The sequence below is a fragment of the Streptomyces sp. NPDC001781 genome (genome assembly GCF_053596035.1).
Window position 1 is genome coordinate 96,908 of sequence record NZ_JBSFFI010000017.1, and the last position, 25,164, is coordinate 122,071.

At 72.4% G+C, this 25,164-nt stretch carries 22 protein-coding genes and 1 pseudogene; 14 read left to right on the top strand and 9 right to left on the bottom strand.

The genetic code is table 11. The features are described from left to right. The first annotated feature begins 128 nt into the window (after window positions 1-128). Together ACWCV3_RS17810 and ACWCV3_RS17815 are read left to right on the top strand one after the other, a co-directional pair. Window positions 129-1,127 carry an ATP-binding cassette domain-containing protein gene (locus ACWCV3_RS17810; protein WP_451224563.1) on the top strand — a complete coding sequence of 333 codons (999 nt, stop codon included), beginning with the start codon at window positions 129-131 and terminating at the stop codon, window positions 1,125-1,127. After that, on the top strand, window positions 1,124-1,981 hold the full coding sequence (locus tag ACWCV3_RS17815) for an ABC transporter permease (RefSeq protein WP_451224433.1): 858 nt from the start codon (window positions 1,124-1,126) through the stop codon (window positions 1,979-1,981). Before ACWCV3_RS17810 ends, ACWCV3_RS17815 begins: the two co-directional genes overlap by 4 nt. Before the next feature lie 81 nt (window positions 1,982-2,062). On the opposite strand, the gene greA is transcribed toward ACWCV3_RS17815, so the two are convergent. Further along, complete coding sequence (gene greA / locus ACWCV3_RS17820; protein ID WP_451224436.1) at window positions 2,063-2,563, bottom strand: transcription elongation factor GreA; 501 nt, start codon at window positions 2,561-2,563, stop codon at window positions 2,063-2,065. A gap of 171 nt (window positions 2,564-2,734) precedes the next feature. Next, entirely contained in the window at window positions 2,735-3,133 is a 399-nt protein-coding gene (locus ACWCV3_RS17825; RefSeq protein WP_451224439.1) for a DUF4307 domain-containing protein, read from the bottom strand. 157 nt (window positions 3,134-3,290) lie between these two features. On the opposite strand from ACWCV3_RS17825, the gene mca reads away from it, so the two are divergent. Both mca and ACWCV3_RS17835 read left to right on the top strand, forming a co-directional pair. Next, entirely contained in the window at window positions 3,291-4,172 is an 882-nt protein-coding gene (gene mca / locus ACWCV3_RS17830; protein ID WP_451224442.1) for a mycothiol conjugate amidase Mca, read from the top strand. Beyond that, entirely contained in the window at window positions 4,165-4,404 is a 240-nt protein-coding gene (locus ACWCV3_RS17835) for a hypothetical protein (RefSeq protein WP_451224445.1), read from the top strand. Before mca ends, ACWCV3_RS17835 begins: the two co-directional genes overlap by 8 nt. A 65-nt stretch (window positions 4,405-4,469) precedes the next feature. On the opposite strand, the gene ACWCV3_RS17840 is transcribed toward ACWCV3_RS17835, so the two are convergent. After that, complete coding sequence (locus ACWCV3_RS17840) at window positions 4,470-7,673, bottom strand: tetratricopeptide repeat protein (RefSeq protein ID WP_451224448.1); 3,204 nt, start codon at window positions 7,671-7,673, stop codon at window positions 4,470-4,472. Between the two features lie 113 nt (window positions 7,674-7,786). Here ACWCV3_RS17840 and ACWCV3_RS17845 point away from each other — a divergent pair. From ACWCV3_RS17845 to ACWCV3_RS17855, 3 genes and pseudogenes are all read left to right on the top strand, one after another. Beyond that, window positions 7,787-7,912, top strand: a pseudogene (locus ACWCV3_RS17845) (Uma2 family endonuclease); the annotation flags it as partial. 181 nt (window positions 7,913-8,093) lie between these two features. After that, window positions 8,094-10,127 (top strand): thioredoxin domain-containing protein, encoded by a 2,034-nt coding sequence (locus ACWCV3_RS17850; RefSeq protein ID WP_451224451.1) that lies wholly within the window; start codon window positions 8,094-8,096, stop codon window positions 10,125-10,127. Window positions 10,128-10,230: 103 nt separating this feature from the next. Next, entirely contained in the window at window positions 10,231-11,118 is an 888-nt protein-coding gene (locus ACWCV3_RS17855; RefSeq protein ID WP_451224454.1) for a prohibitin family protein, read from the top strand. Window positions 11,119-11,181: 63 nt separating this feature from the next. Here the strand turns inward: ACWCV3_RS17855 and ACWCV3_RS17860 are convergent, their stop codons facing one another. Beyond that, a complete protein-coding gene (locus ACWCV3_RS17860; RefSeq protein WP_451224457.1) occupies window positions 11,182-11,913 on the bottom strand; it encodes a Mut7-C RNAse domain-containing protein in 732 nt (243 codons plus the stop codon). 32 nt (window positions 11,914-11,945) lie between these two features. Then, on the bottom strand, window positions 11,946-12,629 hold the full coding sequence (gene trhA / locus ACWCV3_RS17865) for a PAQR family membrane homeostasis protein TrhA (protein ID WP_451224460.1): 684 nt from the start codon (window positions 12,627-12,629) through the stop codon (window positions 11,946-11,948). 376 nt (window positions 12,630-13,005) lie between these two features. Between trhA and ACWCV3_RS17870 the strand changes: the two genes are divergently transcribed. Beyond that, complete coding sequence (locus ACWCV3_RS17870; RefSeq protein ID WP_451224463.1) at window positions 13,006-14,838, top strand: phosphoenolpyruvate carboxykinase (GTP); 1,833 nt, start codon at window positions 13,006-13,008, stop codon at window positions 14,836-14,838. A gap of 6 nt (window positions 14,839-14,844) precedes the next feature. On the opposite strand, the gene ACWCV3_RS17875 is transcribed toward ACWCV3_RS17870, so the two are convergent. Next, window positions 14,845-15,261: an SCO4983 family protein gene (locus ACWCV3_RS17875; protein WP_451224466.1), complete on the bottom strand. Its 417-nt coding sequence runs from the start codon at window positions 15,259-15,261 to the stop codon at window positions 14,845-14,847. 71 nt (window positions 15,262-15,332) lie between these two features. Further along, window positions 15,333-16,544, bottom strand: coding sequence for a pyridoxal phosphate-dependent aminotransferase (locus tag ACWCV3_RS17880; RefSeq protein WP_451224469.1), 1,212 nt, complete (start codon window positions 16,542-16,544; stop codon window positions 15,333-15,335). A 251-nt stretch (window positions 16,545-16,795) separates the two neighbouring features. On the opposite strand from ACWCV3_RS17880, the gene ACWCV3_RS17885 reads away from it, so the two are divergent. Further along, complete coding sequence (locus ACWCV3_RS17885) at window positions 16,796-17,620, top strand: trypsin-like serine peptidase (protein ID WP_451224472.1); 825 nt, start codon at window positions 16,796-16,798, stop codon at window positions 17,618-17,620. Window positions 17,621-17,623: 3 nt separating this feature from the next. Here ACWCV3_RS17885 and ACWCV3_RS17890 read toward each other — a convergent pair whose 3' ends face one another. Beyond that, window positions 17,624-19,234: an N-acyl-D-amino-acid deacylase family protein gene (locus ACWCV3_RS17890; RefSeq protein WP_451224475.1), complete on the bottom strand. Its 1,611-nt coding sequence runs from the start codon at window positions 19,232-19,234 to the stop codon at window positions 17,624-17,626. Between the two features lie 11 nt (window positions 19,235-19,245). Then, window positions 19,246-20,523, bottom strand: a complete 1,278-nt coding sequence (locus ACWCV3_RS17895) for an alanine racemase (RefSeq protein WP_451224478.1) — start codon at window positions 20,521-20,523, stop codon at window positions 19,246-19,248. Window positions 20,524-20,659: 136 nt separating this feature from the next. On the opposite strand from ACWCV3_RS17895, the gene ACWCV3_RS17900 reads away from it, so the two are divergent. The 5 genes from ACWCV3_RS17900 (at window position 20,660) to ACWCV3_RS17920 (ending at window position 25,129) form a co-directional block, all read left to right on the top strand. After that, a complete protein-coding gene (locus ACWCV3_RS17900; RefSeq protein WP_451224480.1) occupies window positions 20,660-21,727 on the top strand; it encodes a sugar kinase in 1,068 nt (355 codons plus the stop codon). Then, window positions 21,724-22,488 (top strand): IclR family transcriptional regulator, encoded by a 765-nt coding sequence (locus tag ACWCV3_RS17905; RefSeq protein ID WP_451224483.1) that lies wholly within the window; start codon window positions 21,724-21,726, stop codon window positions 22,486-22,488. Before ACWCV3_RS17900 ends, ACWCV3_RS17905 begins: the two co-directional genes overlap by 4 nt. Further along, on the top strand, window positions 22,485-22,895 hold the full coding sequence (locus ACWCV3_RS17910) for a RidA family protein (protein ID WP_451224486.1): 411 nt from the start codon (window positions 22,485-22,487) through the stop codon (window positions 22,893-22,895). The genes ACWCV3_RS17905 and ACWCV3_RS17910 overlap by 4 nt, the downstream gene beginning before the upstream one ends. A 128-nt stretch (window positions 22,896-23,023) precedes the next feature. Then, the gene (locus tag ACWCV3_RS17915; RefSeq protein ID WP_451224489.1) at window positions 23,024-24,499 is read left to right on the top strand and encodes a GntP family permease; all 1,476 of its coding nucleotides are present in this window, start codon (window positions 23,024-23,026) and stop codon (window positions 24,497-24,499) included. A 111-nt stretch (window positions 24,500-24,610) separates the two neighbouring features. Beyond that, on the top strand, window positions 24,611-25,129 hold the full coding sequence (locus tag ACWCV3_RS17920; protein WP_451224492.1) for a hypothetical protein: 519 nt from the start codon (window positions 24,611-24,613) through the stop codon (window positions 25,127-25,129). Window positions 25,130-25,164 lie beyond the last annotated feature (35 nt).

Consider the following 25,164-nt stretch of genomic DNA (forward strand, 5'->3'; position numbering starts at 1 on the left):
GAAAACCCGTTGAGGGACGCGATACATCGCGTTACGGTGGGCGTCGTGGGGGCCGGACCGCCGCTCGGCGGAGGTGCCGGGTCCGCGTGCCAGTCATCCGCCTGCACCACCGACGACGGGGAGAGATCATGCCGGGCGCCATCCATGCCGAGGGTCTGGTGAAGACCTTCGGGGACGTAAGAGCACTGGACGGCGTCGACCTCGACGTGCCCGAGGGGACGGTCCTGGGGCTGCTCGGGCCGAACGGCGCGGGCAAGACCACGACCGTCCGCTGTCTGACCACCCTGCTGCGTCCGGACAGCGGCCGGGCGGTCGTCGCGGGCGTCGACGTGCTCAGACACCCCGACACCGTCCGCCGCTCCATCGGCCTGTCGGGCCAGTTCGCGGCGGTCGACGAGTACCTGACCGGCCGGGAGAACCTCCAGATGGTCGGCCGGCTCTACCAGATGCGCGGCCGGGCGGCGAAGCAGCGAGCGGACGAGCTGCTGGAGCAGTTCCACCTCGCCGACGCCGCCGACCGCCCCGCCAAGACCTACTCAGGCGGCATGCGCCGCAGGCTCGACCTGGCCGCCGCCCTCGTGGTCTCACCGCCCGTGATGTTCATGGACGAGCCCACGACCGGCCTCGACCCGCGCAACCGCCAGCAGCTCTGGGAGGTCATCCAGCGGCTCGTGTCCGGCGGCACCACCCTCCTGCTCACCACGCAGTACCTGGAGGAGGCCGACCACCTCGCCCACGACATCGCCGTGGTCGACCACGGCCGGGTCATCGCCCAGGGCACCTCGGACCAGCTCAAGGCCCGCACCGGCGGCGAGCGGGTCGAGGTCGTGGTGCACGAGCGGGACCGGATCGCGGGCGCCGCCGAGGTGCTGCGCGCCCTGGGCAGGGGCGAGACCACGATCGAGCAGCACACCCGCAAGCTCACCGTCCCCGTCACCGGCGGCGCCAAGCTGCTGGCGGAGGTCATCCGGGAGCTGGACGGCCGGGGTATCGAGATCGACGACATCGCACTGCGCCGCCCCACCCTCGACGACGTGTTCCTGTCCCTGACCGGACACACCGCCGAGGCCCGGCCGGGTGCGGCCGGGGACGCCGAGAACACCGAGACCGAGGGAGCCGTGAAGTGAGTGCCGTCAGTGAGGACGCGCGGGCTGTCGCGCCCGCCAACCCGTTCAGCAGAGCCGTCCGCGACTCACTGATCGTGGCCCAGCGCAACCTGATCCGCATGGTCCGGATTCCCGAGGTGGTCATCTTCGGGCTCATCCAGCCGATCATGTTCGTGGTGCTGTTCACCTACGTGTTCGGCGGCTCCATGAAGATCGGCGGCAGCACCAGCGCCACCGCCTACACCAACTTCCTGATGGCCGGGATCTTCGCGCAGACCGTCACCTTCGCCACCGCGGGCGCCGGCGCGGGCATCGCCGACGACATGCACAAGGGCCTGGTGGACCGCTTCCGCTCGCTGCCCATGGCCCGCGGCGCGGTGCTGACCGGGCGCACCCTTGCCGACCTGGTGCAGACCGCGCTCACCCTGCTGGTGCTGGCCGCGGTCGCACTGCTGGTCGGCTGGCGGGTGGGGTCCGACGGCGACACGAACGCCCTGAAGGTGCTCGCCGCCTTCGGCCTGCTGCTCCTGCTCGGATACGCGTTCACCTGGATCGGCGCCCTCATCGGGCTCTCCGTGCGCACCCCGGAGGCGGCCACCTCCGGGGGCCTGGTGTGGCTCTTCCCGGTGACCTTCCTGTCCAACGCGTTCGTGGACACCGGCAACATGACCCCGTGGCTGCGGCACATCGCGGACTGGAACCCCTTCAGCGCCACTGTCGAGGCGGCCCGGGTGCTGTTCGCCAACCCCGGCGTGTCCACGTCCACCGCCTGGCCCATGCAGCACCCGGTGTGGGCGTCGCTGATCTACTCGGTACTCATCGTCGTGGTCTTCCGCAGCCTGGCGGTCCGCAAGTACCGCTCGGCCACCGCCTGACCCGGCCTGATCCAGACGAAAGACAACGGCCCCCGGTGCCGCGAGGGCGCCGGGGGCCGGTCGGAGACAAGGGGCCGGGGATCAGCCCGAGTACGGCTCGGCCTTGAGGATCTTCACCGTGGCCTTCTTGCCGTTCGGAAGCTCGTACTCCGCGTCCTCGCCGACCTTGTGGCCGATCACGCCCGAGCCGAGCGGGGACTGCGGCGAGTAGGTCTCGACATCGGAGCTGGCGTACTCGCGGGAGGCGAGCAGGAAGGTCATCGTGTCGTCCTCGTCGCCGTCGAAGGCGATCGTGACGACCATGCCCGGTGCGACGGTCCCGTCGTCGGAGGCCGGGGCCTCGCCCACCTGGGCGTTCTCCAGGAGCTGGGTGAGCTGGCGCACGCGCAGCTCCTGCTTGCCCTGCTCCTCCTTGGCCGCGTGGTACCCGCCGTTCTCGCGCAGGTCGCCCTCCTCGCGCGCAGCCGCGATCTTGGCCGCGATCTCCGTGCGCGCAGGACCAGTAAGGTACTCAAGCTCGTCCTTGAGCTTGTTGTACGCCTCCTGGGTCAGCCAGGTGACGTTCTCGCTGGTCTGGGTCACAGGGTGCTCCTCGTCGGTACTGGGGATACAAAGCATCGCCCTCCCCAGAAGCATGTTCTCTCTTGGATGGGCGAAACCACGAGCCTAACAATTCAGGGGCGGAAGGGGGAGGACATAAGCCATCAGAATCACGTCAACGCAGCTCACGCCGCACGCATTCCGAGCGACGCCTCAGCCCGTGTGGCAGCCCAGCAGTTCGGCGGTGCCGCCCTTGGCGGTCGTACGCAGCGTGACGACCTTGTCGACCCTGGTGTCCGGGCCGGAGAAGCGGAAGTCGGCCCGGCCGACCTCGGCCCCGTCGGCCGACTGGGAGCGCAGCGTGCAGTAGCCGTCGACGCCGGCGTCCCGGTGGACCTCCAGGTGCACCCGGACCGCGTGGTCGGAGGCCTGGAAGGTGATGACCTGGGCGCTGATCTCGTTGCGGGCGACATAGTGGTAGGCGAAGTAGCCGACCAGCGCGAGCAGGGCCACGCCCAGGACCGCGCCGAGGATCTTGAGCCGGTGGTCGGCACGCTCGTCCGAGGAGCGGCCGTAGCGGCCCTCGGGCAGCCGCGTGCTCGCCGTAGCCATGATCGTCCTCTCCGCGGAATTATTCGCCTCCCGATTCGGTCACTATAGAAGCCTGCCGCCCGCCCTCCGACCGCCGCCCCATGGACGACGTGCCCCAGGCACGGCACCCGTTGACTGCCCCACCGACCGCGGGGCGCCGACCAACAAGGAACGAGTCTTGACTGACCAGCTGCGACTGATGGCCGTCCACGCGCACCCCGACGACGAGTCGAGCAAGGGCGCGGCCACCATGGCGAAGTACGTGTCCGACGGGGTGGACGTGCTGGTGGTGACCTGCACCGGTGGAGAGCGCGGATCCATCCTCAACCCCAAGCTCCAGGGCGACGCGTACATCGAGGAGCACATCCACGAGGTGCGCAAGAAGGAGATGGACGAGGCCCGCGAGATCCTCGGGGTCAGGCAGGAGTGGCTCGGCTTCGTCGACTCCGGGCTGCCCGAGGGCGACCCGCTGCCCCCGCTGCCCGAGGGCTGCTTCGCGCTGGAGGACGTCGACAAGGCGGCCGGCGAGCTGGTCCGCAAGATCCGCGCGTTCCGCCCGCAGGTGATCACCACCTACGACGAGAACGGCGGCTACCCGCACCCCGACCACATCATGACCCACAAGATCTCGATGGTGGCGTTCGAGGGCGCGGCGGACACCGAGAAGTACCCGGAGGCCGAGTTCGGCCCCGCCCACCAGCCGCAGAAGCTGTACTACAACCAGGGCTTCAACCGCCCCCGCACCGAGGCCCTGCACCAGGCGATGCTGGACAACGGGCTGGAGTCGCCGTACGGGGACTGGCTCAAGCGCTGGAACGAGTTCGAGCGGGCCGAGCGCACGCTGACCACGCACGTTCCCTGCGCGGACTTCTTCGAGATCCGGGACAAGGCGCTGATCGCGCACGCCACCCAGATCGACCCCGACGGCGGCTGGTTCAAGGTCCCGATGGAGCTGCAGAAGAAGGTCTGGCCCACCGAGGAGTACGAGCTGGCGAAGTCCCTCGTGGACACCTCCCTCCCCGAGGACGACCTCTTCGCGGGCATCCGGGACAATGCCTGACATGAGCGCAAGCGTGAGCCTCGCAGTGACGCACCTCGTCCCTCTCGCCAAGGAGATCGACGAAAACAAGGTCACCCCCGGTGTCCTCGGCTTCATCGTGTTCGCGGTGATGGCCCTGGCCGTCTGGGGGCTGATGAAGTCGATGAGCAAGCACATGGGCAAGGTCGACTTCAAGGAGGCGCCCGCCGAGAGCGACCCCTCCGCCACGAAGACCGAGTCCCGGCAGGGCTGACCCCCCCGGGCGGAATCCCCGGCGGGCGCGACCGGGACAGCGGCCGCGCCCCGCCGGTACTTCGCTCACCCCTTCTTCGGTACCGGCACCCCCAGCACGTCGCGGGCGTGCCGGGCCGGAGTCATGCGCAGCCGCCACGCCTGCCAGCCCGACTCCAGGCTTACGCCCCGCTCCAGCAGCAGGGCGTAGGCCGGGGCGCAGTCGGTGAGGCGTTCGTCCCGCGCCGGATGCGGGGCACGGACCAGGCGGGCCAGCTCCTCCTGCGCGACCGCCGTGCCCACCTCGGTGCCGCCCGGCGCCGCGTACGGCAGCAGGGTGCAGCGCAGGAACCGCGCCCAGTCCTCACCCCGCCGGTCGCCGTAGGCGGTGAACAGGGTGAGCGCCTCGTCGCACAGCGCCAGCGCCTGCCGGGTGCGCTCGTTGCCCGCGTCCACCACCGCCAGTTCCAGGCAGGTCCACGCCTCGCCGTGCGGGACACCGACCCGCTGGAAGTCGGCTCGGGCGTCGGCCAGCAGCTGACGGGCGAACCCGGAGTTGCGCAGCGAGCCGGTCTGCGCGGCCCGCTGGTCGCGGGTCACCCGGGCCGAGTGGTGCCGGGCGCAGGCCAGCCCGTACACGTCCCGCATCCGGGAGAACATCGTGCGCGAGCGCTCCAGCTCCCGCACCGCCCGGTCGAGGTCGCCGGTCTCCTCCAGCGCCTGCCCCAGGTGATACAGCGTCCACGCCTCACCGCGCGCGTCCTCGTTGTCCCGGTGCCTCACGGCCGCCCGCCGCAGTCCCTCCACGGCGGGTCCCGCGTCCCCGTCGACCATCCGGGCCCGCGCGAGCTGGGTCAGCGCCCACGCCTCGCCGCGCGCGTCGCGGGTGCGCCCGTACCGCTCCAGGGCGGCCCGGAGCTCGCCCTCCGCGCGGGGGACGTCGCCGAGGCAGAGGGCGAGCTGGCCGAGCTGGTAGTGGGCCCACGCCTCGCCGTGCACCGAGCCGCCCGCCCGGTGCAGCACCAGCGAGCGCTCGAGCAGGTCCAGCGCCTCGGGCAGCCGGGCCCGGTCGCGCTGTACGGCGGCCAGCGCGTGCATGGTCCAGGCCCGGTCGGTGGCGAGCTGCGGCGGAGCCTGGAGGTCCATCGCCTCCTGGAGCCTGGCCGCCGCCTCCGCCAGGTTGCCCTGGTGGTGCAGGGTGATGCCGAGGGAGCACAGGGCACGCGCGGCGCCCGCGTCGTGGTGCGCCTCCCGGTACAGGTCCACCACCGAGGCCAGCGTGGTGCGCGCCTTGTCGAGCTCACCGAGCTGCCGGGCCGCGATACCGGTGCGCCACTGCACCGAGCGCATCAGCAGCCCCTCGTCCACGGCCTGCGCCAGCTCGTTGATCTCCCCGAGCCGGTACAGGTCGCCGCGCAGCAGGCAGTAATCGCACAGCGCGCCCAGCAGGTTCAGCACCGCGCCCTGGTCCACGCCCTCGGCCTGGCGCAGGGTGGCCGTGATGAAGCTGGTCTCGTCGTCCAGCCAGCGCAGTGCCTCCTCCACGGAGACGAAGCCGTGCGAGCCGAAGCGGTCCGACCGCGTCGACATGTTGCCGTCGACCAGGCGCAGCACCGAGTCGGCCAGCTCGGCGTAGTTCACGATCAGCCGCTCCTGCGCGGCCGTGCGCTCCGCCTGCTCCTCCTCGTCCGACAGCCGGGCACCGGCGAAGGCGCGGACGAGGTGGTGCAGCCGGTACCGGTCGCCGCGCACATGGTCCAGCAGTCCGGCGCGGGCCAGCGCGGCGAGATGCCGGTCCGCCTCCTCCTCGCCGGTGCCCAGCAGCGCGGCGGCAGCCGCCACGCCCAGCGAGGCCCGCCCCGCCAGCGCGAGCCGGCGCAGCAGCCGGCGGGCGGGCTCCGGCTGGTCGTCGTAGCGCAGCCACAGCGCCCGTTCGACCGGGTCGACGGGCCCGTACGCGGCCAGGTCCGTCGCCAGTCCGCTCGCCGAACGGGCTCCGAGCGCCGAGCCCGCGCAGCGCAGCGCCAGCGGCAGCCCACCGCACAACTCCGCCACGCGCGCGGTTGATTCGGTGTCGTAGGGGTGGCCGGAGTCCTGCGCGGAGGCGGTCAGCAGTTCCTCGGCACCGGCCGCGTCCAGCGCCTCGACGGGCAGGTGGTGCACCCAGGCGGGCAGGCCCGGGTCCAGCCGCAGCGGAGTGCGGGAGGTGACCAGGACCAGGCTGTCGGAGTGCTCCGGGACCAGCGCGCGGACCTGGGCAGGGTCGGAGGCGTCGTCCAGCACGATCGTCACCGGGAGTCCGGCCAGGTGCTGGTGGTACAGCTCGCCGAGCCGTTTGACCTGCTGCTCGGGGGAGGAGTGCTCCCGGAACAGCAACTGCTCGCGGGGCGCGCCGAGCCGGTTCAGCAGATGGAGCAGGGCGTCGCGGGTGGACAGCGGACGCGTCTCGGGGCCGTCGCCGCGCAGGTCGACGACGACGGCGCCCCGGAAGTGGTCGCGCAGCTCGTGCGCCGCGCGTACGGCGAGCGTGGTGCGGCCCGAGCCGGGCTCGCCGTGCAGCACGACCACGGTCGGCCGGGTCTCGGTCTCCGCGCGGGCGGCCAGCGCCCACTGCCCGATCCGCGCCAGCTCCTGCGTACGGCCCGTGAACAGTGCGCCGGGCTGGGGTAGTTGACCGAAGGACTGCTCCAGTACCGTCCGGCGCCGGGCCGCCGCGCTCTTGTCCGCGCCGCGCAGCGCCGGCCCGGCCTTCCTGCCCTGCGCGGTGGAGGCGGCGAGCATCCGCTGCTGGTCCAGGAAGGGGCGGATGCCGCGCACCTCCAGCGCCGTGAGCCACTGCAGCCGCAACTGCTCGGGGCCGCCGGGCTGGAGGTGCGCGCCCTTGCGGTGATGGGCGGCGGGCAGATGTGTTCCGGCCACCTTCACCACGGTCGCCGCGGCCCCGGCGACCCCCACGACGAGTCCCGCGCCGAGCGCGGTGCCCGCCCCGGTGCCGAGGGACAGGTCGGCGACGGCCGCGGCGACGGCCGCGACGGCGGCCACCAGCAGCGGGGTGCCGGCGCCCTCACGGGCGTAGCGCCGGCCGAAGCTGAGCCGGTCCGCCTCGCACTCGTCGAGCGCGCGGGTGTACGCGGCGTACTCCTCCTCCGCCGCCCCCGCCATCCCGTCCAGCGCGGCGCGCGCCCGTGTGAGCAGCAGCTGCCCGTCGGTCCGCCCGCCCGACCGCCGCACCTCCTCCTCCACGGCCCGCACCACCAAGCGCTCGGCCTCACCCCGATGCCCGTCCCGCATACGTCCCCCTCCCCGCCAACTCCGTTGCGCACCAGTGTGCTTCGGGGGACGAGGGAGCGCGAGGGGCCGAGGGGACCGGGCGCGGCGCGCGCCGCTACGCCGGGCCGGTCCCGCAGTGCGCCGGCATCGAGATCGTGGACGGGATGGCCGTCGTGAGCCCGAGCGCCTCCAAGCGCCACAAGCGGCCGGCCCCCGTCCTGGCCGACGCCCGGGACGCCGCCGCGGGCCCGGACCGGAACGAACCGGACCCGCACAGGCTCCTCGAAGGAGGTGCACCATGACCGCCGAGATGGTGGCGCCCGCGTGGATGCGTACGCGGATCAGCGCGGAGCAGTACGACTAGTGGTGCGATTCCCCCCTGTGAGGCGGACTCGTCAGCGCTTCACCGGCCGTGGCACGTGCTGTGAGAGTCTGGATCGTATGAACCGGCTAGCCGACGTGACCTCGCCGTATCTGCTCCAGCACGCTGACAACCCGGTCGACTGGTACCCCTGGGGGCCGGAGGCGTTCGAGGAGGCGCGGCGGCGGGACGTGCCGATCCTGCTGAGCGTCGGGTACTCCGCCTGCCACTGGTGCCACGTCATGGCGCACGAGTCCTTCGAGGACCAGGCCACCGCCGACTACCTGAACGAGAACTTCGTCAGCGTGAAGGTGGACCGGGAGGAGCGGCCGGACGTCGACGCGGTGTACATGGAGGCGGTGCAGGCGGCGACCGGGCAGGGCGGGTGGCCGATGACCGTGTTCCTGACGCCGGAGGCCGAGCCCTTCTACTTCGGCACCTACTTCCCGCCCCGCCCGGCGCACGGCATGCCTTCCTTCGGGCAGGTGCTGGAAGGGGTGCACCAGGCGTGGGAGGGACGGCGGGACGAGGTCACCGAGGTGGCCGGGAAGATCACGCGGGACCTCGCCCAGCGGGAGATCGTCCGGCAGGCGGCCGGGGTGCCCGGTGAGGAGGAGCTCGCGCAGGCCCTGCTCGGCCTCACCCGCGAGTACGACCCCCAGCGCGGCGGGTTCGGCGGCGCGCCGAAGTTCCCGCCCTCCATGGCGCTGGAGTTCCTGCTGCGCCACCACGCCCGCACCGGCTCCGAGGGTGCCCTCCAGATGGCGGGCGACACCTGCGAACGCATGGCCCGCGGCGGCATCTACGACCAGCTCGGCGGCGGCTTCGCCCGGTACTCCGTGGACCGGGACTGGGTCGTGCCGCACTTCGAGAAGATGCTGTACGACAACGCCCTGCTCTGCCGGGTCTACGCCCACCTCTGGCGGGCCACCGGCTCCGGTCTCGCCCGCCGCGTCGCGCTGGAGACCGCCGACTTCCTCGTCGGTGAACTGCGCACGCGGGAAGGCGGGTTCGCCTCCGCGCTGGACGCCGACAGCGACGACGGCACCGGCAGGCACGTCGAGGGCGCGTACTACGTCTGGACGCCGGAGGAGCTGCGTGCCCTGCTCGGGGACGAGGACGGCGACCTCGCCGCCGAGTACTTCGGCGTGACGGACGAGGGCACCTTCGAGCACGGCCGTTCCGTGCTGCAACTGCCGCAGAGCGAGCGGGTTTTCGACGCGGGGCGGATCGCCTCGGTCAGGGAGCGGATGCGCGCCGAGCGGTCCCGGCGCCCCGCGCCCGGCCGGGACGACAAGATCGTCGCCGCCTGGAACGGCCTCGCCGTCGCCGCCCTCGCCGAGACCGGTGCCTACTTCGAGCGCCCCGACCTCGTCGAGGCCGCCGTCGCCGCCGCCGACCACCTGGTCCGCGTCCACCTCGACGAGCACGGCCACCTCACCCGGACCAGCCGCGACGGCCGGGCCGGCGCCAACTCCGGCGTGCTGGAGGACTACGCCGACGTCGCCGAGGGCTTCCTCGCGCTGGCCTCCGTCACCGGCGAGGGCGTCTGGCTGGACTTCGCCGGGCTCCTCCTCGACCAGGTCATGACCCGCTTCACCGACCCGGAGAGCGGCGCGCTGTACGACACCGCCTCCGACGCCGAGCAGCTCATCCGCCGCCCGCAGGACCCGACCGACAACGCGACCCCCTCCGGCTGGTCCGCCGCGGCCGCCGCCCTGCTGTCCTACGCCGCCCACACCGGCTCCGAGGCCCACCGGACCGCCGCCGAACAGGCACTCGGTGCGGTCAAGGCGCTCGGGCCGAGGGTGCCCCGGTTCGTCGGCTGGGGCCTGGCCGCCGCCGAGGCGCAGCTGGACGGCCCCCGCGAGGTGGCCGTCGTCGGTCCGTCCCTCACCGACGAGCGCACCGCCGCCCTGCACCGCGCGGCCCTCCTCACCGGCGCCCCCGGCGCGGTCGTCGCCGCGGGCGCCCCGGACGGGGAGGAGTTCCCGCTCCTCGCCCACCGCCCTCTGGTGGACGGCGCCCCGGCCGCGTACGTCTGCCGGAACTTCACCTGCGAGGCCCCGGTGACCGACCCCGACGCGCTGCGCGCGGCGCTGGCCGGGGACTGAGCGAACCAGGCGCCCCGTACGGCTACTTCCCGTACGCCCGTGCCCGCTACGATGCGCCACCCCGCCACCCGGACGGGGTGGCGCATCATGTGGGGGGAAGCCCGTGTTCGTGCTGTCCGTACTGCTGCTCACAGCGGCCGTCGTGCTGTTCCTCGTCGGACGTGGCAGAGCCGAGGCCGGCTGGAGGGCCGGGGCCGCGATCGGCGCCCTGGGCGGGATCCTGGCCGGCCTGTTCGCCTGCCTGCACGTGGTGAGCGCCTACGAGGTGGGCGTCCCGGTGACGTTCGGCCGAGTCGGTTCCCCGCTGACCTCGGGCATGCACCTGAAGTCGCCGTTCACCGACGTCACCTCCTTCTCCACCCGGCCGGTCGACCTCGACCTGGGCGGTGAGGACCGGGTGGAGGTGCGCTCCTCGCAGGGCGGGGTGCTGTACGCCGACGTCACCATCAAGTGGGCCGTCGTCCCGCGCAAGGCGGTCGAGCTGTACCGGCTGGCGGGGAGCGAGGACGCGGTGCAGGAGCGGCTGGTGCTGCCGGACAGCCGCGAGATCATCCGCAACGTCTTCGCCCGGCACACCAGCGAGGAGGGTTACGCCTCCGCCCGCGAGCGGATCAGCGCGGAGATCGAGCACCTGGTGAAGGAGCGGCTGGCGCCGCGCGGCATCGACGTGACCACGGTCAACCTGCGCAACGTGCGGCCGTCGAAGCAGTTGCAGGGCCAGATCGACAAGAAGATCCAGCAGGAGCAGGCCACCGAGCGCGCCGTCGAGGCCGCGCGGACCGCCAAGGCGGAGTCGGAGCGCAAGCGGATCGAGGCCGAGGGCACCGCCCGCGCCAACAAGATCCTGGAGCGCTCCCTCAGCGACAAGGTCCTCTACAACCAGTGCCTGGACGCCTACCGGGAGGCCGCCAGGGCCCACCCGGTGTACGCCGTCCCCTGCGGCACCGGTTCCGGCGGCACCCCGGTCATCGTGGACGGCACCAGGAACTGACGGCGCCCGGGGAGAGCCGGGGGACCGGACCCCGCGAGCCCGGCCTGATCCGAACGGCAGGCCCTAGCCCAGCCCCGCGCGGAACCGCACCGCCTCCGCCACGATCGCCTCCAGCTGCTCGTGGTGCGCCCCCTTCCAGTACGCCCGCCCGCACTCCCCGCACGCCGCGAACACGTCGTAGGTGTCCCGCGTGCCGGCCTGGAGCCGGTCGGCCACCTGGGACTTGGTGGCCGGGTGCAGCGGGCCGTTGCAGGCGGTGCAGCGGGACCAGGGGGCCAGCTTTGGGGCGAACCGTTCCAGCACGTCCCGGAGCTGCTGCTCGGGCCGGGTGCTGTACACGTACGCCCCGGCCCACAGCTCCCGGCGGCGCAGCAGCCCCCGGTCCCGGCTGAGCAGGACCCGGCGCTCGGCCGCCGAGCGGGCGGCGAGCGCCGGGTCGCCGATGTCGGTGGACTCGTACGCCGTGTCCAGGCCGAGCAGCCGCATCCGGCGGGCCAGGGTGCCCAGGTGCACGTCGAGCAGGAAGCGCAAGGGGGCGCCGGGCACCCGCTGAGGGCGGTGGACCGGGCCGACGTGGACGGACTCGCCGGCGGCCGGGACGTGGGCGCGGGGAACCTCGCGGCCGTCCACGGTGAGGGTGCCGACCTCGGTCAGCGGGATGCCCAGGGACTCCACGGCATGGCCGAGGGAGGAGACGCCGTCGGTGCCGAGTGCGGCGGGGCCCGCCCGGTGCGCGTGCGGCACGAACAGGTGCAGTTCCGGGGCGACTTCGAGCTGGATCAGGGGTCCGTTCACCCGGTCAGGATGGCACGCGCCCCCCAAGGCCCTCAGGCGTGCTGGTAGGCCACCAGCGAGATGCCGACGTAGTGCACGATGAACGCGGCCAGGGTGAGGGAGTGGAAGACCTCGTGGAAGCCGAACCAGCGGGGTGAGGGGTTCGGCTTCTTGATGCCGTAGACCACGCCCCCGGCGCTGTAGAGCAGGCCGCCGACGACCACCAGGACCAGGACGGCGATGCCGCCGGTGCGCATGAAGTCGGGCAGGAAGAAGACGGCGGCCCAGCCCATGGCGATGTAGCACGGCGTGTACAGCCAGCGGGGCGCGCCGACCCAGAAGACGCGGAAGGCGATCCCCGCGAGGGCGGCCGCCCAGATGCCCCACAGCAGCCACCGCCCCTTGCTGCCGGGCAGGAGCAGCAGGGTGAGCGGGGTGTAGGTGCCGGCGATTATCAGGAAGATGTTGGAGTGGTCGAGCCGGCGCAGGATGCGGTCGGCCCGCGGGCTCCAGTTGCCCCGGTGGTACAGCGCGCTGACCCCGAAGAGCAGACACGCCGTCAGGGCGTAGATCCCGCAGGCGACACGGCCCCGGGTGGAGTCGGCGAGAGCGGTGAGGACCAGGCCGGCGATGAGTGCGGCCGGGAACATGCCCAGGTGCAGCCAGCCACGGAGCCGGGGCTTCACCGGGTCCGGCAGGTTGAGCGCGGCGGAAACGGACGCAGTCATGAACGGCATCGTACCTACGGGACCGTAAGTTACGGATCAGTCCCGCTCGGTACGTGGCCGGATTCACGCCCGCACCAAGATCCATGGTCTCACGCCCGTCCCGCGCCCCGCACGCAAAGACTTCGTCATGTGTGCCTCAGGCGCGCGTAAAGATGTGCGCTTGCAAGCAGGCCGGACGCGGGAACGCGCCGTTCCGGGGGTACTCGCTCACCTGTGACGCCCTCTGGACATATGCGCACTCGATACCGGATGATCAAATGAGTGCGGTCGGTACCGGATGAGCGTCGACCCCGACCGGGGTCGCCGCGCGGCATCCGGGCCGCAGCCCCCAAGGGGCCGAGAGAATCCCTCATCCAGGGCCGTAAACCCTCACTTAGGAGCGATCGTGGCGCGCGACAACGCGGCTCCCACCGTCATCCCGACCACTCATCAGGAACTGATCTCGTGGGTCGACGAGATCGCCGAACTGACCCAGCCGGACAACGTGGTCTGGTGTGACGGCTCCGAGGCCGAGTACGAGCGCCTGTGCGAGGAACTCGTCGCCAAGGGCACCTTCACCCGGCTCGACCCCGTCAAGCGTCCGCACTCGTACTACGCGGCCTCCGACCCGACCGACGTCGCGCGGGTCGAGGACCGGACCTTCATCTGCTCCGCGAAGGAGGCCGACGCGGGCCCGACCAACCACTGGAAGGACCCCGCCGAGATGCGGGAGATCTTCCAGGGGGCGGGCGGCGAGGGCGGCCTGTTCCGCGGCTCGATGCGCGGCCGCACGATGTACGTCGTGCCCTTCTGCATGGGCCCGCTCGGCTCCCCGCTTTCCGCGCTCGGCGTGGAGATCACCGACTCCGCCTACGTCGCCGCCTCGATGCGCACCATGACCCGCATGGGCAGCGCCGTGCTGGAGCAGCTGGGCGAGGACGGCGAGTTCGTCAAGGCCGTGCACACCCTGGGCGCCCCGCTGGCGGCGGGCGAGCAGGACGTGCCGTGGCCCTGCAACTCCACCAAGTACATCTCGCACTTCCCCGAGTCCCGCGAGATCTGGTCCTACGGCTCCGGCTACGGCGGCAACGCGCTGCTCGGCAAGAAGTGCTACGCCCTGCGCATCGCCTCCGTCATGGCCCGCGACGAGGGCTGGCTGGCCGAGCACATGCTGATCCTCAAGCTCACGCCCCCGCACGGCGAGTCCAAGTACGTCGCCGCCGCCTTCCCGTCCGCCTGCGGCAAGACCAACCTGGCCATGCTGGAGCCCACCGTCTCCGGCTGGAGCGTGGAGACCATCGGCGACGACATCGCCTGGATGCGCTTCGGCGAGGACGGCCGGCTGTACGCGATCAACCCGGAGGCCGGTTTCTTCGGCGTCGCGCCCGGCACGGGTGAGCACACCAACGCCAACGCGATGAAGACCCTGTGGGGCAACGCGGTCTTCACCAACGTCGCGCTCACCGACGACGGCGACGTGTGGTGGGAGGGCATGACCGAGGAGCAGCCCGCGCACCTGACCGACTGGAAGGGCGACGACTGGACGCCGGAGTCCGGCACCCCGGCCGCCCACCCCAACGCCCGCTTCACGGTCCCCGCGGACCAGTGCCCGATCATCGCGCCCGAGTGGGAGGACCCGCGCGGGGTGCCGATCTCCGCGATCCTCTTCGGTGGCCGCCGGGCGAGCGCGGTCCCGCTGGTGACCGAGTCCTTCGACTGGAACCACGGCGTCTTCCTCGGCGCCAACGTGGCGAGCGAGAAGACCGCCGCCGCCGAGGGCAAGGTCGGCGAGCTGCGCCGCGACCCCTTCGCCATGCTGCCGTTCTGCGGCTACAACATGGGCGACTACATGGCCCACTGGATCGACGTGGCCAAGGACAAGGACCCGGAGAAGCTGCCCCGGATCTACTACGTCAACTGGTTCCGCAAGGACGGCGAGGGCAGGTTCGTCTGGCCGGGATTCGGTGAGAACAGCCGCGTCCTGAAGTGGATCGTGGACCGCCTCGACGGCCGCGCCGAGGGCGTGGAGACCCCGATCGGCGTGCTGCCGGCGAAGGGCTCCCTGGACACCGAGGGCCTGGACCTCACCGACGCCGAGCTGGACTTCCTGCTCACCGTCGACGAGGAGGTCTGGCGCGAGGAGGCGTCCCTGGTGCCCGGGCACCTGGAGACCTTCGGCGACCACACGCCCAAGGAGCTGTGGGACCAGTACCGGGCGCTGGTGGAGCGCCTCGGCTGAGCGAGGTCAGCGGGCCGCGCCGAGTTCCTTCGGCGCGGCCAGGGCCGCCGTGTGGGCGTCCATCCGCCCGGCGGCCAGGATCGCGGCCGCCGTGTCCGCGCGGGAGGCGGCGACGACCAGGGCGCGGCCCGCGAGGCTGAGCGCCCGTCGGTGCAGCGGCGCCGGGTCGGCGGCCGCTCCCGACGGCACCGACCGCACCGGAGCCCGGCCGCCGCGCAGCCGGGTCACCTCGGTGGCGAGCCGCTCGGCGGCCGTGTCCAGCTCGGGGTCGGCGGCCGGGCCGCGCAGCTCGTCGGTGACGGCGAGGAGGGCGGCGAGGTGCCCGGCCAGCTGGATGTCCAGCTCCTCGTCGCGGGAGCGGTGCGGGAAGTCCGGGGCCGCCTGGGTGCTGTGGACCGACTTGGTGCGGATCGGTTCGTACATGGGACGGCTCCTCTGCGCTGACCGGAAACCATCCTAGCTTGGACTGAGTCCAAAGTTGTGCCGAGTCGGTACTACGGCTGGCCGTAGCCGTCCAGGAAGGTCCCGATCCGGGTCACCGCGTCCGTCAGATCGGCCACGCCCGGCAGGGTGACGACCCGGAAGTGGTCGGGCTCGGGCCAGTTGAAGCCGGTGCCCTGGACCACCATGATCTTCTCCTGGCGCAGCAGGTCCAGCACGAGCTGCCGGTCGTCCTTGACCTTGAAGACCTTCGGATCCAGGCGCGGGAAGAGGTAGAGCGCGCCCTTGGGCCGTACGCAGCTCACGCCCGGAATCCGGGTGAGCAGGTCGTACGCCGTGTCCATCTGCTCCTTCAGCCGGCCGCCCGGCAGTACCAGGTCGTTGATCGTCTGGCGTCCGCTGAGCGCCGCGACGACCCCGTGCTGGCCCGGCATGTTGGCGCACAGCCGCATGTTGGCCAGGATCGTCAGGCCCTCGAGATAGGAGTCGGCGTGCGCGCGCGGGCCGGAGACGGCCATCCAGCCGACCCGGTACCCGGCCACCCGGTACGCCTTCGACATGCCGTTGAAGGTGAGGGTGAGCAGGTCGGGGGCGACCTTGGCGGTGGGGGTGTGGGCGGCGCCGTCGTAGAGGATCTTGTCGTAGATCTCGTCGGAGCAGACCAGGAGGTTGTGGCGGCGGGCCAGGTCGGTCAGCCCCCTGAGCATCTCCTCGTCGTAGACCGCGCCCGTGGGGTTGTTCGGGTTGATGATCACCAGGGCCTTGGTGCGGTCGGTGATCTTGCGCTCGATGTCCGCGAGGTCGGGCATCCAGTCGGCCTGCTCGTCGCACCGGTAGTGCACGGCGGTGCCGCCGGACAGGGAGACGGCCGCCGTCCACAGGGGGTAGTCCGGGGCGGGCACGAGGACCTCGTCGCCGTCGTCGAGCAGGGCCTGCATGGCCATCACGATCAGCTCGGAGACGCCGTTGCCGATGAAGACGTGCTCGACGTCGGTCTCGATGCCGAGGGTCTGGTTGTGCATGACCACCGCGCGGCGGGCGGCCAGCAGGCCCTTGGCGTCGCCGTAGCCGTGGGCCGTGGAGACGTTGCGGAGGATGTCCTCCAGGATCTCCGGGGGGCACTCGAAGCCGAAGGCGGCCGGGTTGCCGGTGTTGAGCTTCAGGATGCGGTGACCGGCCGCCTCCAGTCGCATCGCCTCCTCGAGCACCGGGCCCCGGATCTCGTAACAGACGTTGGCGAGCTTGGTCGACTGGATCACCTGCATGCCCGCGAGCTTACGGGCCGTCCGTGCCCGGTGGGCGGTGTTTTCCACCACGTGTTCCGGCGCGGGTCGCGCCGCGGGCGCCGGGGGAGGGGCGGGCGGGTTCGCGGTGGTTTCACCCGAGTGCCCAACCCGCCCCCCGGGCGCATGAGTTGAGGCGCGGACGGGAAGAGGCCAGTCGGGTCGGCACTCTTGTCCTCCCTCATCCCTCTCGTGACAATGTGCATGACAATTCACGAAGAGGGGACCCCCACATGAACAAGCCTCTCCTGGCCGCGCTCTCCGCCGTGGCGCTCGCCGGACTCGGCGCGGCCCCGGCCGTGGCCGCGCCGCACGCCAAGGCGGTGACCGTCGACTTCGCCGGGACCGTGTCGCTCAGCAACTGCTCCGGCTCCGTCGTGCGGCTGCCGAACTCGGCGGACAGCGACCCCGCGCTGGTGCTGAGCAACGGGCACTGCCTGGAGACGGGCTTCCCGCAGCCCGGCCAGGTCATCACCGGCCAGTCCTCCAGCCGTACCTTCGGACTGCTGAACTCGGCCGGCACCAAGGTCGCCACGCTCCGCGCCAACCAGGTCGTCTACTCGACCATGACCGACACCGACGTCACCCTGTACCGGCTGACCACCAGCTACGCGGCGATCCGGAGCTCCTACGGCATCAACGCGCTGCCGCTGAGCGACACCCACCCGGTGGCCGGGAGCGGCATCAAGGTCGTCTCCGGCTACTGGAAGCGGATCTACGCCTGCAACGCCGACGGGTTCGTGTACCGGCTCAAGGAGGGCGGCTGGACCTGGAAGGACTCGCTGCGCTACACCTCCGCCTGCAACACCATCGGCGGCACCTCCGGCTCGCCGGTGATCGACACGGCCACCGGCAAGGTCGTCGCCGTCAACAACACGGGCAACGAGGACGGCCAGTCCTGCACCGAGAACAACCCGTGCGAGGTCGACCAGAACGGCAAGGTCACGGTCCGCCAGGGGATCAACTACGCCCAGGAGACCTACCAGATACCGGCCTGCTTCACGACCGGCAACAAGCTCAACCTCAGCGCCGCCGGCTGCACGCTGCCCAAGCCCTGACCGTCACACCGGGGTACGGCGTACCGACCGGCCCGCCAGCACGTCGGTGCGCCGCCCGTCCTCGATGACGAACCGACCGTCCACCAGGACGTGCGGGATCCCGGCCGGCGGCGTCCTCGGCTCCGCGAAGGTGGAGCCGGCGGCGACGGTGGCCGGGTCGAACAGCACCAGGTCCGCGCGGTAGCCCTCGCGCACCAGGCCCCGGTCCGGCAGCCGCAGCCGGGCCGCGGGCCGCGAGGTCAGCCGGGCCACGCACTCCTCCAGCGACAGCACACCCAGCTCGCGGACGTAGGTGCCGAGGTAGCGCGGGAAGGTGCCGTAGGCGCGCGGGTGCGGCTTGGTGCCCTGGAGGATGCCGTCCGAGCCGCCGGTGTGCGCGCGGTGCCGCATGATCGCGCGGACGTTCTCCTCGTGGCCGACGTGCTGGAGGACCGTGGTGCCCAGCCGGTCCGCCACCAGCAGGTGCCGTACGGTCTCCCACGGCTCCTCGCCACGCAGGGAGGCGGCCTCCTGCACCGTGCGGCCCACGTACGCGGTCAGCGCCGGGTTCGTCACGCCGGAGATCTCGATCGTCTCCCACTGCGCCGGTACGCCGTGGCAGCCGTCGGAGCCGGTGACCTCCAGGTGGTGCCGGACGCGCTCGGCGGTCGCCGGGTCGGTGAGCCGGGCCAGGATCTCGCCGGGGCCGCCCTCGCCCGCCCAGCTGGGCAGCAGGGCGGCGAGCGTGGTGGAGCCGGGGGTGTAGGGATAGCTGTCCAGGGTGAGGTCGGCGCCCGCGTCCAGGGCCGCGTCGAGCAGGGCGAGCAGCTCGGGGGCGCGGCCCTCGTTGACGCCGAAGTTCATGGTGGCGTGCGCCAGGTGCAGCGGGCAGCCCGCCTCCCGGGTGAGGGCGACCATCTCGGCGTACGCCTGGAGGGCGCCCGCGCCGTAGGAGCGGTGGTGGGGGCAGTAGTAGCCGCCGTAGGAGGCCACCACCCGGCACAGCTCGGTCAGTTCGGCGTCGTTCGCGTACATGCCGGGGGTGTAGGTGAGGCCGGAGGAGAGGCCGACCGCGCCCTGTTCCAGGCCCTCCGCGACCAGGCGCCGCATCCGGTCCAGTTCGGCCGGGGTCGCCGGGCGGTCCTCCCAGCCGACGGCCAGCGCGCGGACCGTGCCCTGCGGGACCAGGTAGGCCGCGTTGACCGCGATGCCCTCGTCCAGCCGGTCCAGGTACTCGCCGACCGAACGCCAGTCCATGTCGAGGTCGTCGCCGTAGCCGTTCCAGCCGGTGATGGCCCGGCGGACCTCCTCGAGGGTGCGGTCGTCCACCGGCGCGTACGACAGGCCGTCCTGGCCCAGGACCTCCAGGGTGACGCCCTGGGCGGCCTTGGCGCTGTGGTCGGGGTCGCGCAGCAGGGCCAGGTCGGAGTGGGCGTGCATGTCGATGAAGCCGGGGGAGAGGACCAGGCCCTCCGCGTCCAGCTCGCGCCGGGCGCGCGGGCGCCGGCAGCCCGCCGCCTCTGCTTCCTTGACGACGGAGACGATCCGCCCGCGGTCGACCACCACGTCGGCGCGGTGGGCGGGCGCCCCGCTGCCGTCGACCACGTCGGCGTCCCGGATGACGAGCTCTTCCACGGCCCTGCCCCCTAGAAGAACGTTCGGACGTACTGCACGACGGTGCCGTCCGCCTCGGCCACCGGGATGAGCTGCCACTTGTCGAAGCTGGTGCAGGGGTGCGACAGCCCGAACCCGACCCAGTCGCCCACCATGACATCGGCCTCGGGTGTGGTGGCCAGCCACATGTGCTGGTCCGACAGGGCGGTCACCGTGATGCCGGTGGCCGGGTGTTCGGCACCGTCCCGGCGCACGACCTGCGCCTCGGGCTTGTCCAGGTCGTACGCGGCGTCCCGCTTGCCCGCGTTGACGAACGCCTGGCCGGGCTCGGGGCGGGAGACCACCTGTGCCCACAACCGGAACGCGGGCTCCAGCGCGCCCTCCTGGGGCACCCGGTTGAAGGGGGTGATGCGGCGGTAGTGGCCGTCGTCGTGGGAGACGTAGGCGCCGGAGCGGAGCAGCTTCAGCACCGGGCGGGACAGCTCGGGGACCTCGGCGAACACCTCGGCCACCGTGTCGAACCAGGCACTGCCGCCCGCGCTGACCACGATCTCGTCCGCCTTGCCGAACCGGCCCCCGGCGTCCAGGGCGGCGGCGAGCGCGGTGAGCCGGCGCAGGTAGGCGCCCACCCGTCCGGGGTCGGCCTTCGGCACCTCGCCCTCGTAACCCGCCACGCCGACCAGGCGCAGGGTGTCCGTGGCGGCCACGGCCGCGGCGACCTCCGCGCACTCCGCCTCGGTGCGGGCGCCGGTGCGCGCGCCCTCGCCCGCGGCCAGCTCCACCACCACGTCCAGCGGGCGGGCGGCACCGGTGAGGGCCGCGTCCATCAGCTCGACCCCGCGCACGGAGTCGACGTAGGCGACGAGGCGGAAGTCCGGGTCGGCGGCCAGCTCGGCCGCGATCCGGCGCAGCGCGGCCGCGTCCACCAGCTCGTTGGCGAGGAAGATCCGCTCCACGCCGAACTCCCTCGCCACCCAGACCTGGTGGGGTGCCGCGACCGTGATGCCCCAGGCGCCGTGCTCGATCTGCCGGGCGAACAGCTGCGGGGCCATCGAGGTCTTGCCGTGCGGGGCGAAGGCGAGGCCGTGCCGGGCGGCGTAGGTCTCCATGAGCGCGAGGTTGTGCTCCAGGCGCTCCGCCGACAGGGCGAGGACGGGAGTGGCGAAGCCGCCGGTGAACAGGTTGCGGCGCTCGGCGGCCAGCTCGCCCACGGTCAGGCCGGCGGCGTCCGGCGGAAGACCCTTGAAACGGTGGTCGACCCGCTCCCCGGCGAGCTGTGCCAGGGCTTCGGAACCGGTCTCACGGGCCATGCCAGCCTCCTGATCAGCGTCGTTGCATCTACTGCAACGTCCATTGCGTATGTCGCTCCGTGCTGTCTAACATCTCGGCCAACACGGGGTCAACGAAGTCGTCACCCCGGACCACCGACGAGGAGCCGAGACCATCGTGACCGCCGACGGACCGTCCGGCGCCGCCCCCGGCGTCGTGGATGTCGTGGATGTAGCCGCCCTGGGCGAGTCCATGGTCACCTTCCTCCCCGACCGCCCCGGCCGCCTCGCCGACGTGCCCGCCTTCCAACGGGGCATCGGGGGAGCGGAGTCCAACGTGGTCTGCACCCTCGCCGCCGCCGGACACCCGGCCCGCTGGGTCAGCCGGGTCGGCGCGGACGGCTTCGGCCGGCACCTGGTCGAGCGCATCGGCTCCTACGGCGTCGACACCGGCGCGGTCCGCGTGGACCCCACCCGGCCCACCGGGGTCTACTTCCGCACCGCCGCCGACCGGGCCACCGACGCCCACGAGGTCGTCTACTACCGCGCCGGATCGGCCGCCTCCGCGATGGCCGTCGACAACACCGACCTCGCCGCCCTGGACGCGGGACGCGTACTGCACCTGTCCGGGATCACCGCCGCACTGTCGCCGGGGTGCCGGGAACTGCTGCACACCCTGACCGCGCCGCGCGAGGGGCGCCCGGTGGTGTCCTTCGACGTCAACCACCGGCCCGGACTGTGGCGCGAGGCCGACGACGCCCTGGTGCTGCTGGACCTGGCCCGGCGGGCCGACGTCGTGTTCGTCGGCACCGACGAGGCCGAGGACGCCTGGGGCTCACGGGGCGGAGCCGGGGCGGTACGGCGGCTGCTGCCCGAACCGGGCGTGCTGGTCGTCAAGGAGGGACCGCTGGGCGCGACGGTCTTCGAGCGCACGGCCGACGGCGAGCGGACGGTGCGCGTGCCCGCCCTCGCCGTCGACGTGGTGGCCACCGTCGGCGCGGGCGACGCCTTCGCCGCAGGCTTCCTCTCCGCCACCCTGCGCGGGCTGCCCGTACGCGACCGGCTGCGGCACGGCCACCTGATGGCCGCGGCCGCACTCACCGTCCCCGGCGACCTCGCCGTCCCGCCCGCCCGCGACCACGCCGACCGGCTGGCCGCCCTGGACGACGAGGCGTGGGGGAGACTGCGACTCGGCCCCGGCTGGACCGGCGCCGACCAGGTCACCGAAGGGACGAGCACCGCATGAGCCAGACCGTCGACCGCGCCCTGAGCATCCTCCCGCTGCTCGCGGAGGGCCCCGCCGACCTCGGCCGGGTCGCCGAACGGCTCGGGGTGCACAAGTCCACCGCGCTGCGCCTGCTGCGCACCCTGCACGAACACGGCCTGGTCTACCGCCAGTCCGACCAGCGCTACCGGCTCGGCGCCCGCCTCTTCGCCCTCGCCCAGGAGGCGATGGAGAACCTCGACATCCGCGAGATCGCCCATCCCCACCTCGTCCGGCTCAACGAGGAGTGCGGGCACACCGTGCACCTCGCCGTGCACGAGGAGAACGAGGTGCTCTACATCGACAAGGTGGACAGCCGCTACCCGGTGCGCATGTACTCGCGCGTCGGCAAGCCGGTCGCCATCACGGTCGCCGCCGTCGCCAAGCTGCTGCTGGCCGACCTGCCCGAGGGCGAGCGGCGGGCGCTGGCGGAGAAGCTCGAATACCCCCTGTACACGGCCCGTTCCACCCCCAACGCGGCAGCGTTCCTGCGCGAGTTGGAGAAGGTGCGCGAACAGGGCTGGGCCACCGACCTCGGTGGCCACGAGGAGTCCATCAACTGTGTCGCGGCCCCCGTCCGGGGCGCCGACGGCCGGGTGGTCGCCGCGATGTCGGTGTCCGCGCCGAACGTCGTCGTCACCGCCGACGAACTCCTCACGCTGCTCCCGCGGGTGCGCCGCACGGCGGACGCGATCAGCGGCGAGTACTCCGGAAGAACCCCAGTGAAGGACCCCACCGCATGACCGACAAGATCGCCCTCACCCCGAAGACCCACACGGTGCCGCCCGCGAAGTTCTCCCACGGCGTCAGGAAGGGCAACATCCTCCAGGTCGCCGGCCAGGTCGGCTTCCTGCCCGCCGAGGAGGGCAAGGCCCCCACCCCCGCCGGTCCCACCCTGCGCGAGCAGACCCTGCAGACCCTCGCCAACGTCGAGGCGATCCTCGAGGAGGGCGGCGCGAGCTGGGACGACGTGATGATGATCCGCGTCTACCTCACCGACGTGGACCACTTCGCCGAGATGAACGACATCTACAACACCTACTTCGGCGAGCAGGGCCTCACCCAGCCCCCGGCCGCCCGCACCACGGTCTACGTCGGGCTGCCCGCCGGGCTCCTCATCGAGATCGACGCGCTCGCCGTCCTCGGCTGACCGCACCCCCCGACCGGCACCACCCGCACGACGCACACGGCACGGCACCCCCTGCGGGTGCCGTGCCGCGCTCCACCCTGCCCGAAAGCCGGATGCACTCACCTCACTCACGCAGAGGACCCCCTCTCATGTCCCTCCCGCTCGCCGCACCCGCGCCCGCCGCGCCACCCCACACCGGGGGACTGCTCCTCCTGCTGGACGGCACCGCCGGTCTGCTCACCGTCGCCGGTCTCGGCATCGCCCTGCTGCTCTTCCTGATCATCAAGGTCCGGCTGCAGCCGTTCGTCGCGCTGCTCGCGGTGTCCATAACCGTCGGCCTGCTCGCCGGTCTCCCGGTCACCGAACTGTTCGGCACCGTCCAGCGCTCCGACGCCGTCTCCACCATCGAGTCCGGCATGGGCGGCATCCTCGGCCACGTCGCCGTCATCATCGGCCTCGGCACCATGCTCGGCGCGATCCTGGAGGTCAGCGGCGGCGCCGAGGTGCTCGCGAGCCGCCTGCTGCGGCTGTTCGGCGAGAAGCGGGCACCGCTGGCGATGGGCCTGACGGGCCTCGTCTTCGGCATCCCGGTCTTCTTCGACGTCGGCATCTTCGTCCTCGCGCCGCTGGTCTACGCGGCCGCGAAGCGGGGCGGCAAGTCCATCCTGCTGTACTGCCTGCCGCTGCTCGCGGGCCTGTCCATGACGCACGCCTTCCTGCCCCCGCACCCCGGCCCGGTGGCCGCGGCCGGACTGCTGCACGTCCAGCTCGGCTGGGTCGTCCTCATGGGCGTCGTCTGCGGCGTCCCGGCGGTGCTGGCCGCGTGGGCGTTCTCCGCGTGGATCGGCCGGCGCATCTTCGTCCCCGTCCCGCAGGACATGGCCGAGGCGGCGGAGGAGGCCCGGCAGGCCGTCCTCGCCGAGCAGCGCGCCTCGGGCGTGGAGCCCGCCGAGAAGCCGGTCCCGCTGGGCACGGTCCTCGCCATCATCGGTACGCCGCTGATCCTGATCCTCGCCGCCACCTTCTCCTCGGTCGCGCTGGACCCGTCCACCGCGCGCTCGGTCGTCGAGTTCTTCGGGCACCCCTTCGTCGCCCTCACCATCGCCCTGGTGCTCGCCTACTACCTGCTCGGCATCCGGCGCGGCTGGTCCCGCAAGTCCCTGGAGAACGTCTCCACCGCCTCCCTGAAGCCGGTCGGCAACATCCTGCTGGTGGTCGGCGCGGGCGGGGTCTTCGGCGCCGTGCTGAAGGCCAGCGGGGTCGCCCAGGCGCTTTCGGACACCTTCCACGGGGTCGGGCTGCCGGTGATCGTGCTGGCGTACCTGATCTCGCTGGTGCTGCGGGTCGCCCAGGGCTCGGCCACGGTCGCCATCGTGACGACGGCGGGCATCGTCGCCCCGCTGCTGACCGAGGGCCACCACTCCCAGGCGTTCACCGCCCTGGTCATCATGGCCGTCTCGGCCGGCTCCATCTTCGCCTCGCACGTCAACGACGGCGGGTTCTGGATGGTCGCCAAGTACTTCGGCATCACCGAACGCGACACGCTGAAGACGTGGACGGTCCTCGAATCGGTCCTGTCCGTCGCCGGGTTCGCGGTCGCGGCGGTGGTGAGCCCGTTCGTCTGACCGTTCCTCCGGTGGACAGGACGGGGACGTACCGGGGGGATACCGGCGGGATACCGGCGGGAATGGAGCGCCGGGTGGTTCCGGCACAGGGATGTCGTCCATACTGCCGCCGTGGAGCAGCGCATAGGATCGAGCAGCCAGCCCCTGAAGGGCGAGCCCGTCACGGGTGCCGGGTTCGACCCGGCCTTCGTCCCCGGTCTGACGGGCCCCGCCGCCCGGGGGGAAGCGGAGGACGCCGAGCCGACGGCCGAGGCGGCCGACTCGGCCGAGGCGGAGGGAAGTCCGGTGCCCGCGGATTCCCTACCGGAGGCCGATGCGGCCGACGCCGGGGAGGAGCCCGCCGAGGAGGGCGGACCCGTCTTCGAGGCCGCCGACCGCCGGGCGCGGATAGTCGCGGACCGGCGGGGCGTGCGCCTCGCCCTGGACGCGGAGGAGTGCGAGTTCACCTGGCCGGAGATCGCCGCCGTGGAGACGGAGACGGCCCGGTTCGGCAAGCGCTTCACCGTCACGGTGCACACCCCGGAACGCCGCTGGTACCCGATCGAGATCGAGGCCGATTCCCGCTCGCGGTTCGCGGAGTGGGACGCCGGGATGGACGCGGTGCTGGACGCCTACTTCGAGGCGGAGTGAGCGGGCGGGAGTGAGACGGGCGGTGCCCCGGCCTC

Bases quoted from the DNA above. Each gene is read 5' to 3' on its own strand.
- ACWCV3_RS17810 (WP_451224563.1), top strand. From the start codon at position 129: ATGCCGGGCGCCATCCATGCCGAGGGTCTGGTGAAGACCTTCGGGGAC.
- ACWCV3_RS17825 (WP_451224439.1), bottom strand. From the start codon at position 3,133: ATGGCTACGGCGAGCACGCGGCTGCCCGAGGGCCGCTACGGCCGCTCC.
- ACWCV3_RS17835 (WP_451224445.1), top strand. From the start codon at position 4,165: ATGCCTGACATGAGCGCAAGCGTGAGCCTCGCAGTGACGCACCTCGTC.
- ACWCV3_RS17840 (WP_451224448.1), bottom strand. From the start codon at position 7,673: ATGCGGGACGGGCATCGGGGTGAGGCCGAGCGCTTGGTGGTGCGGGCC.
- ACWCV3_RS17850 (WP_451224451.1), top strand. From the start codon at position 8,094: ATGAACCGGCTAGCCGACGTGACCTCGCCGTATCTGCTCCAGCACGCT.
- trhA (WP_451224460.1), bottom strand. From the start codon at position 12,629: ATGCCGTTCATGACTGCGTCCGTTTCCGCCGCGCTCAACCTGCCGGAC.
- ACWCV3_RS17875 (WP_451224466.1), bottom strand. From the start codon at position 15,261: ATGTACGAACCGATCCGCACCAAGTCGGTCCACAGCACCCAGGCGGCC.
- ACWCV3_RS17880 (WP_451224469.1), bottom strand. From the start codon at position 16,544: ATGCAGGTGATCCAGTCGACCAAGCTCGCCAACGTCTGTTACGAGATC.
- ACWCV3_RS17885 (WP_451224472.1), top strand. From the start codon at position 16,796: ATGAACAAGCCTCTCCTGGCCGCGCTCTCCGCCGTGGCGCTCGCCGGA.
- ACWCV3_RS17895 (WP_451224478.1), bottom strand. From the start codon at position 20,523: ATGGCCCGTGAGACCGGTTCCGAAGCCCTGGCACAGCTCGCCGGGGAG.
- ACWCV3_RS17905 (WP_451224483.1), top strand. From the start codon at position 21,724: ATGAGCCAGACCGTCGACCGCGCCCTGAGCATCCTCCCGCTGCTCGCG.
- ACWCV3_RS17910 (WP_451224486.1), top strand. From the start codon at position 22,485: ATGACCGACAAGATCGCCCTCACCCCGAAGACCCACACGGTGCCGCCC.
- ACWCV3_RS17915 (WP_451224489.1), top strand. From the start codon at position 23,024: ATGTCCCTCCCGCTCGCCGCACCCGCGCCCGCCGCGCCACCCCACACC.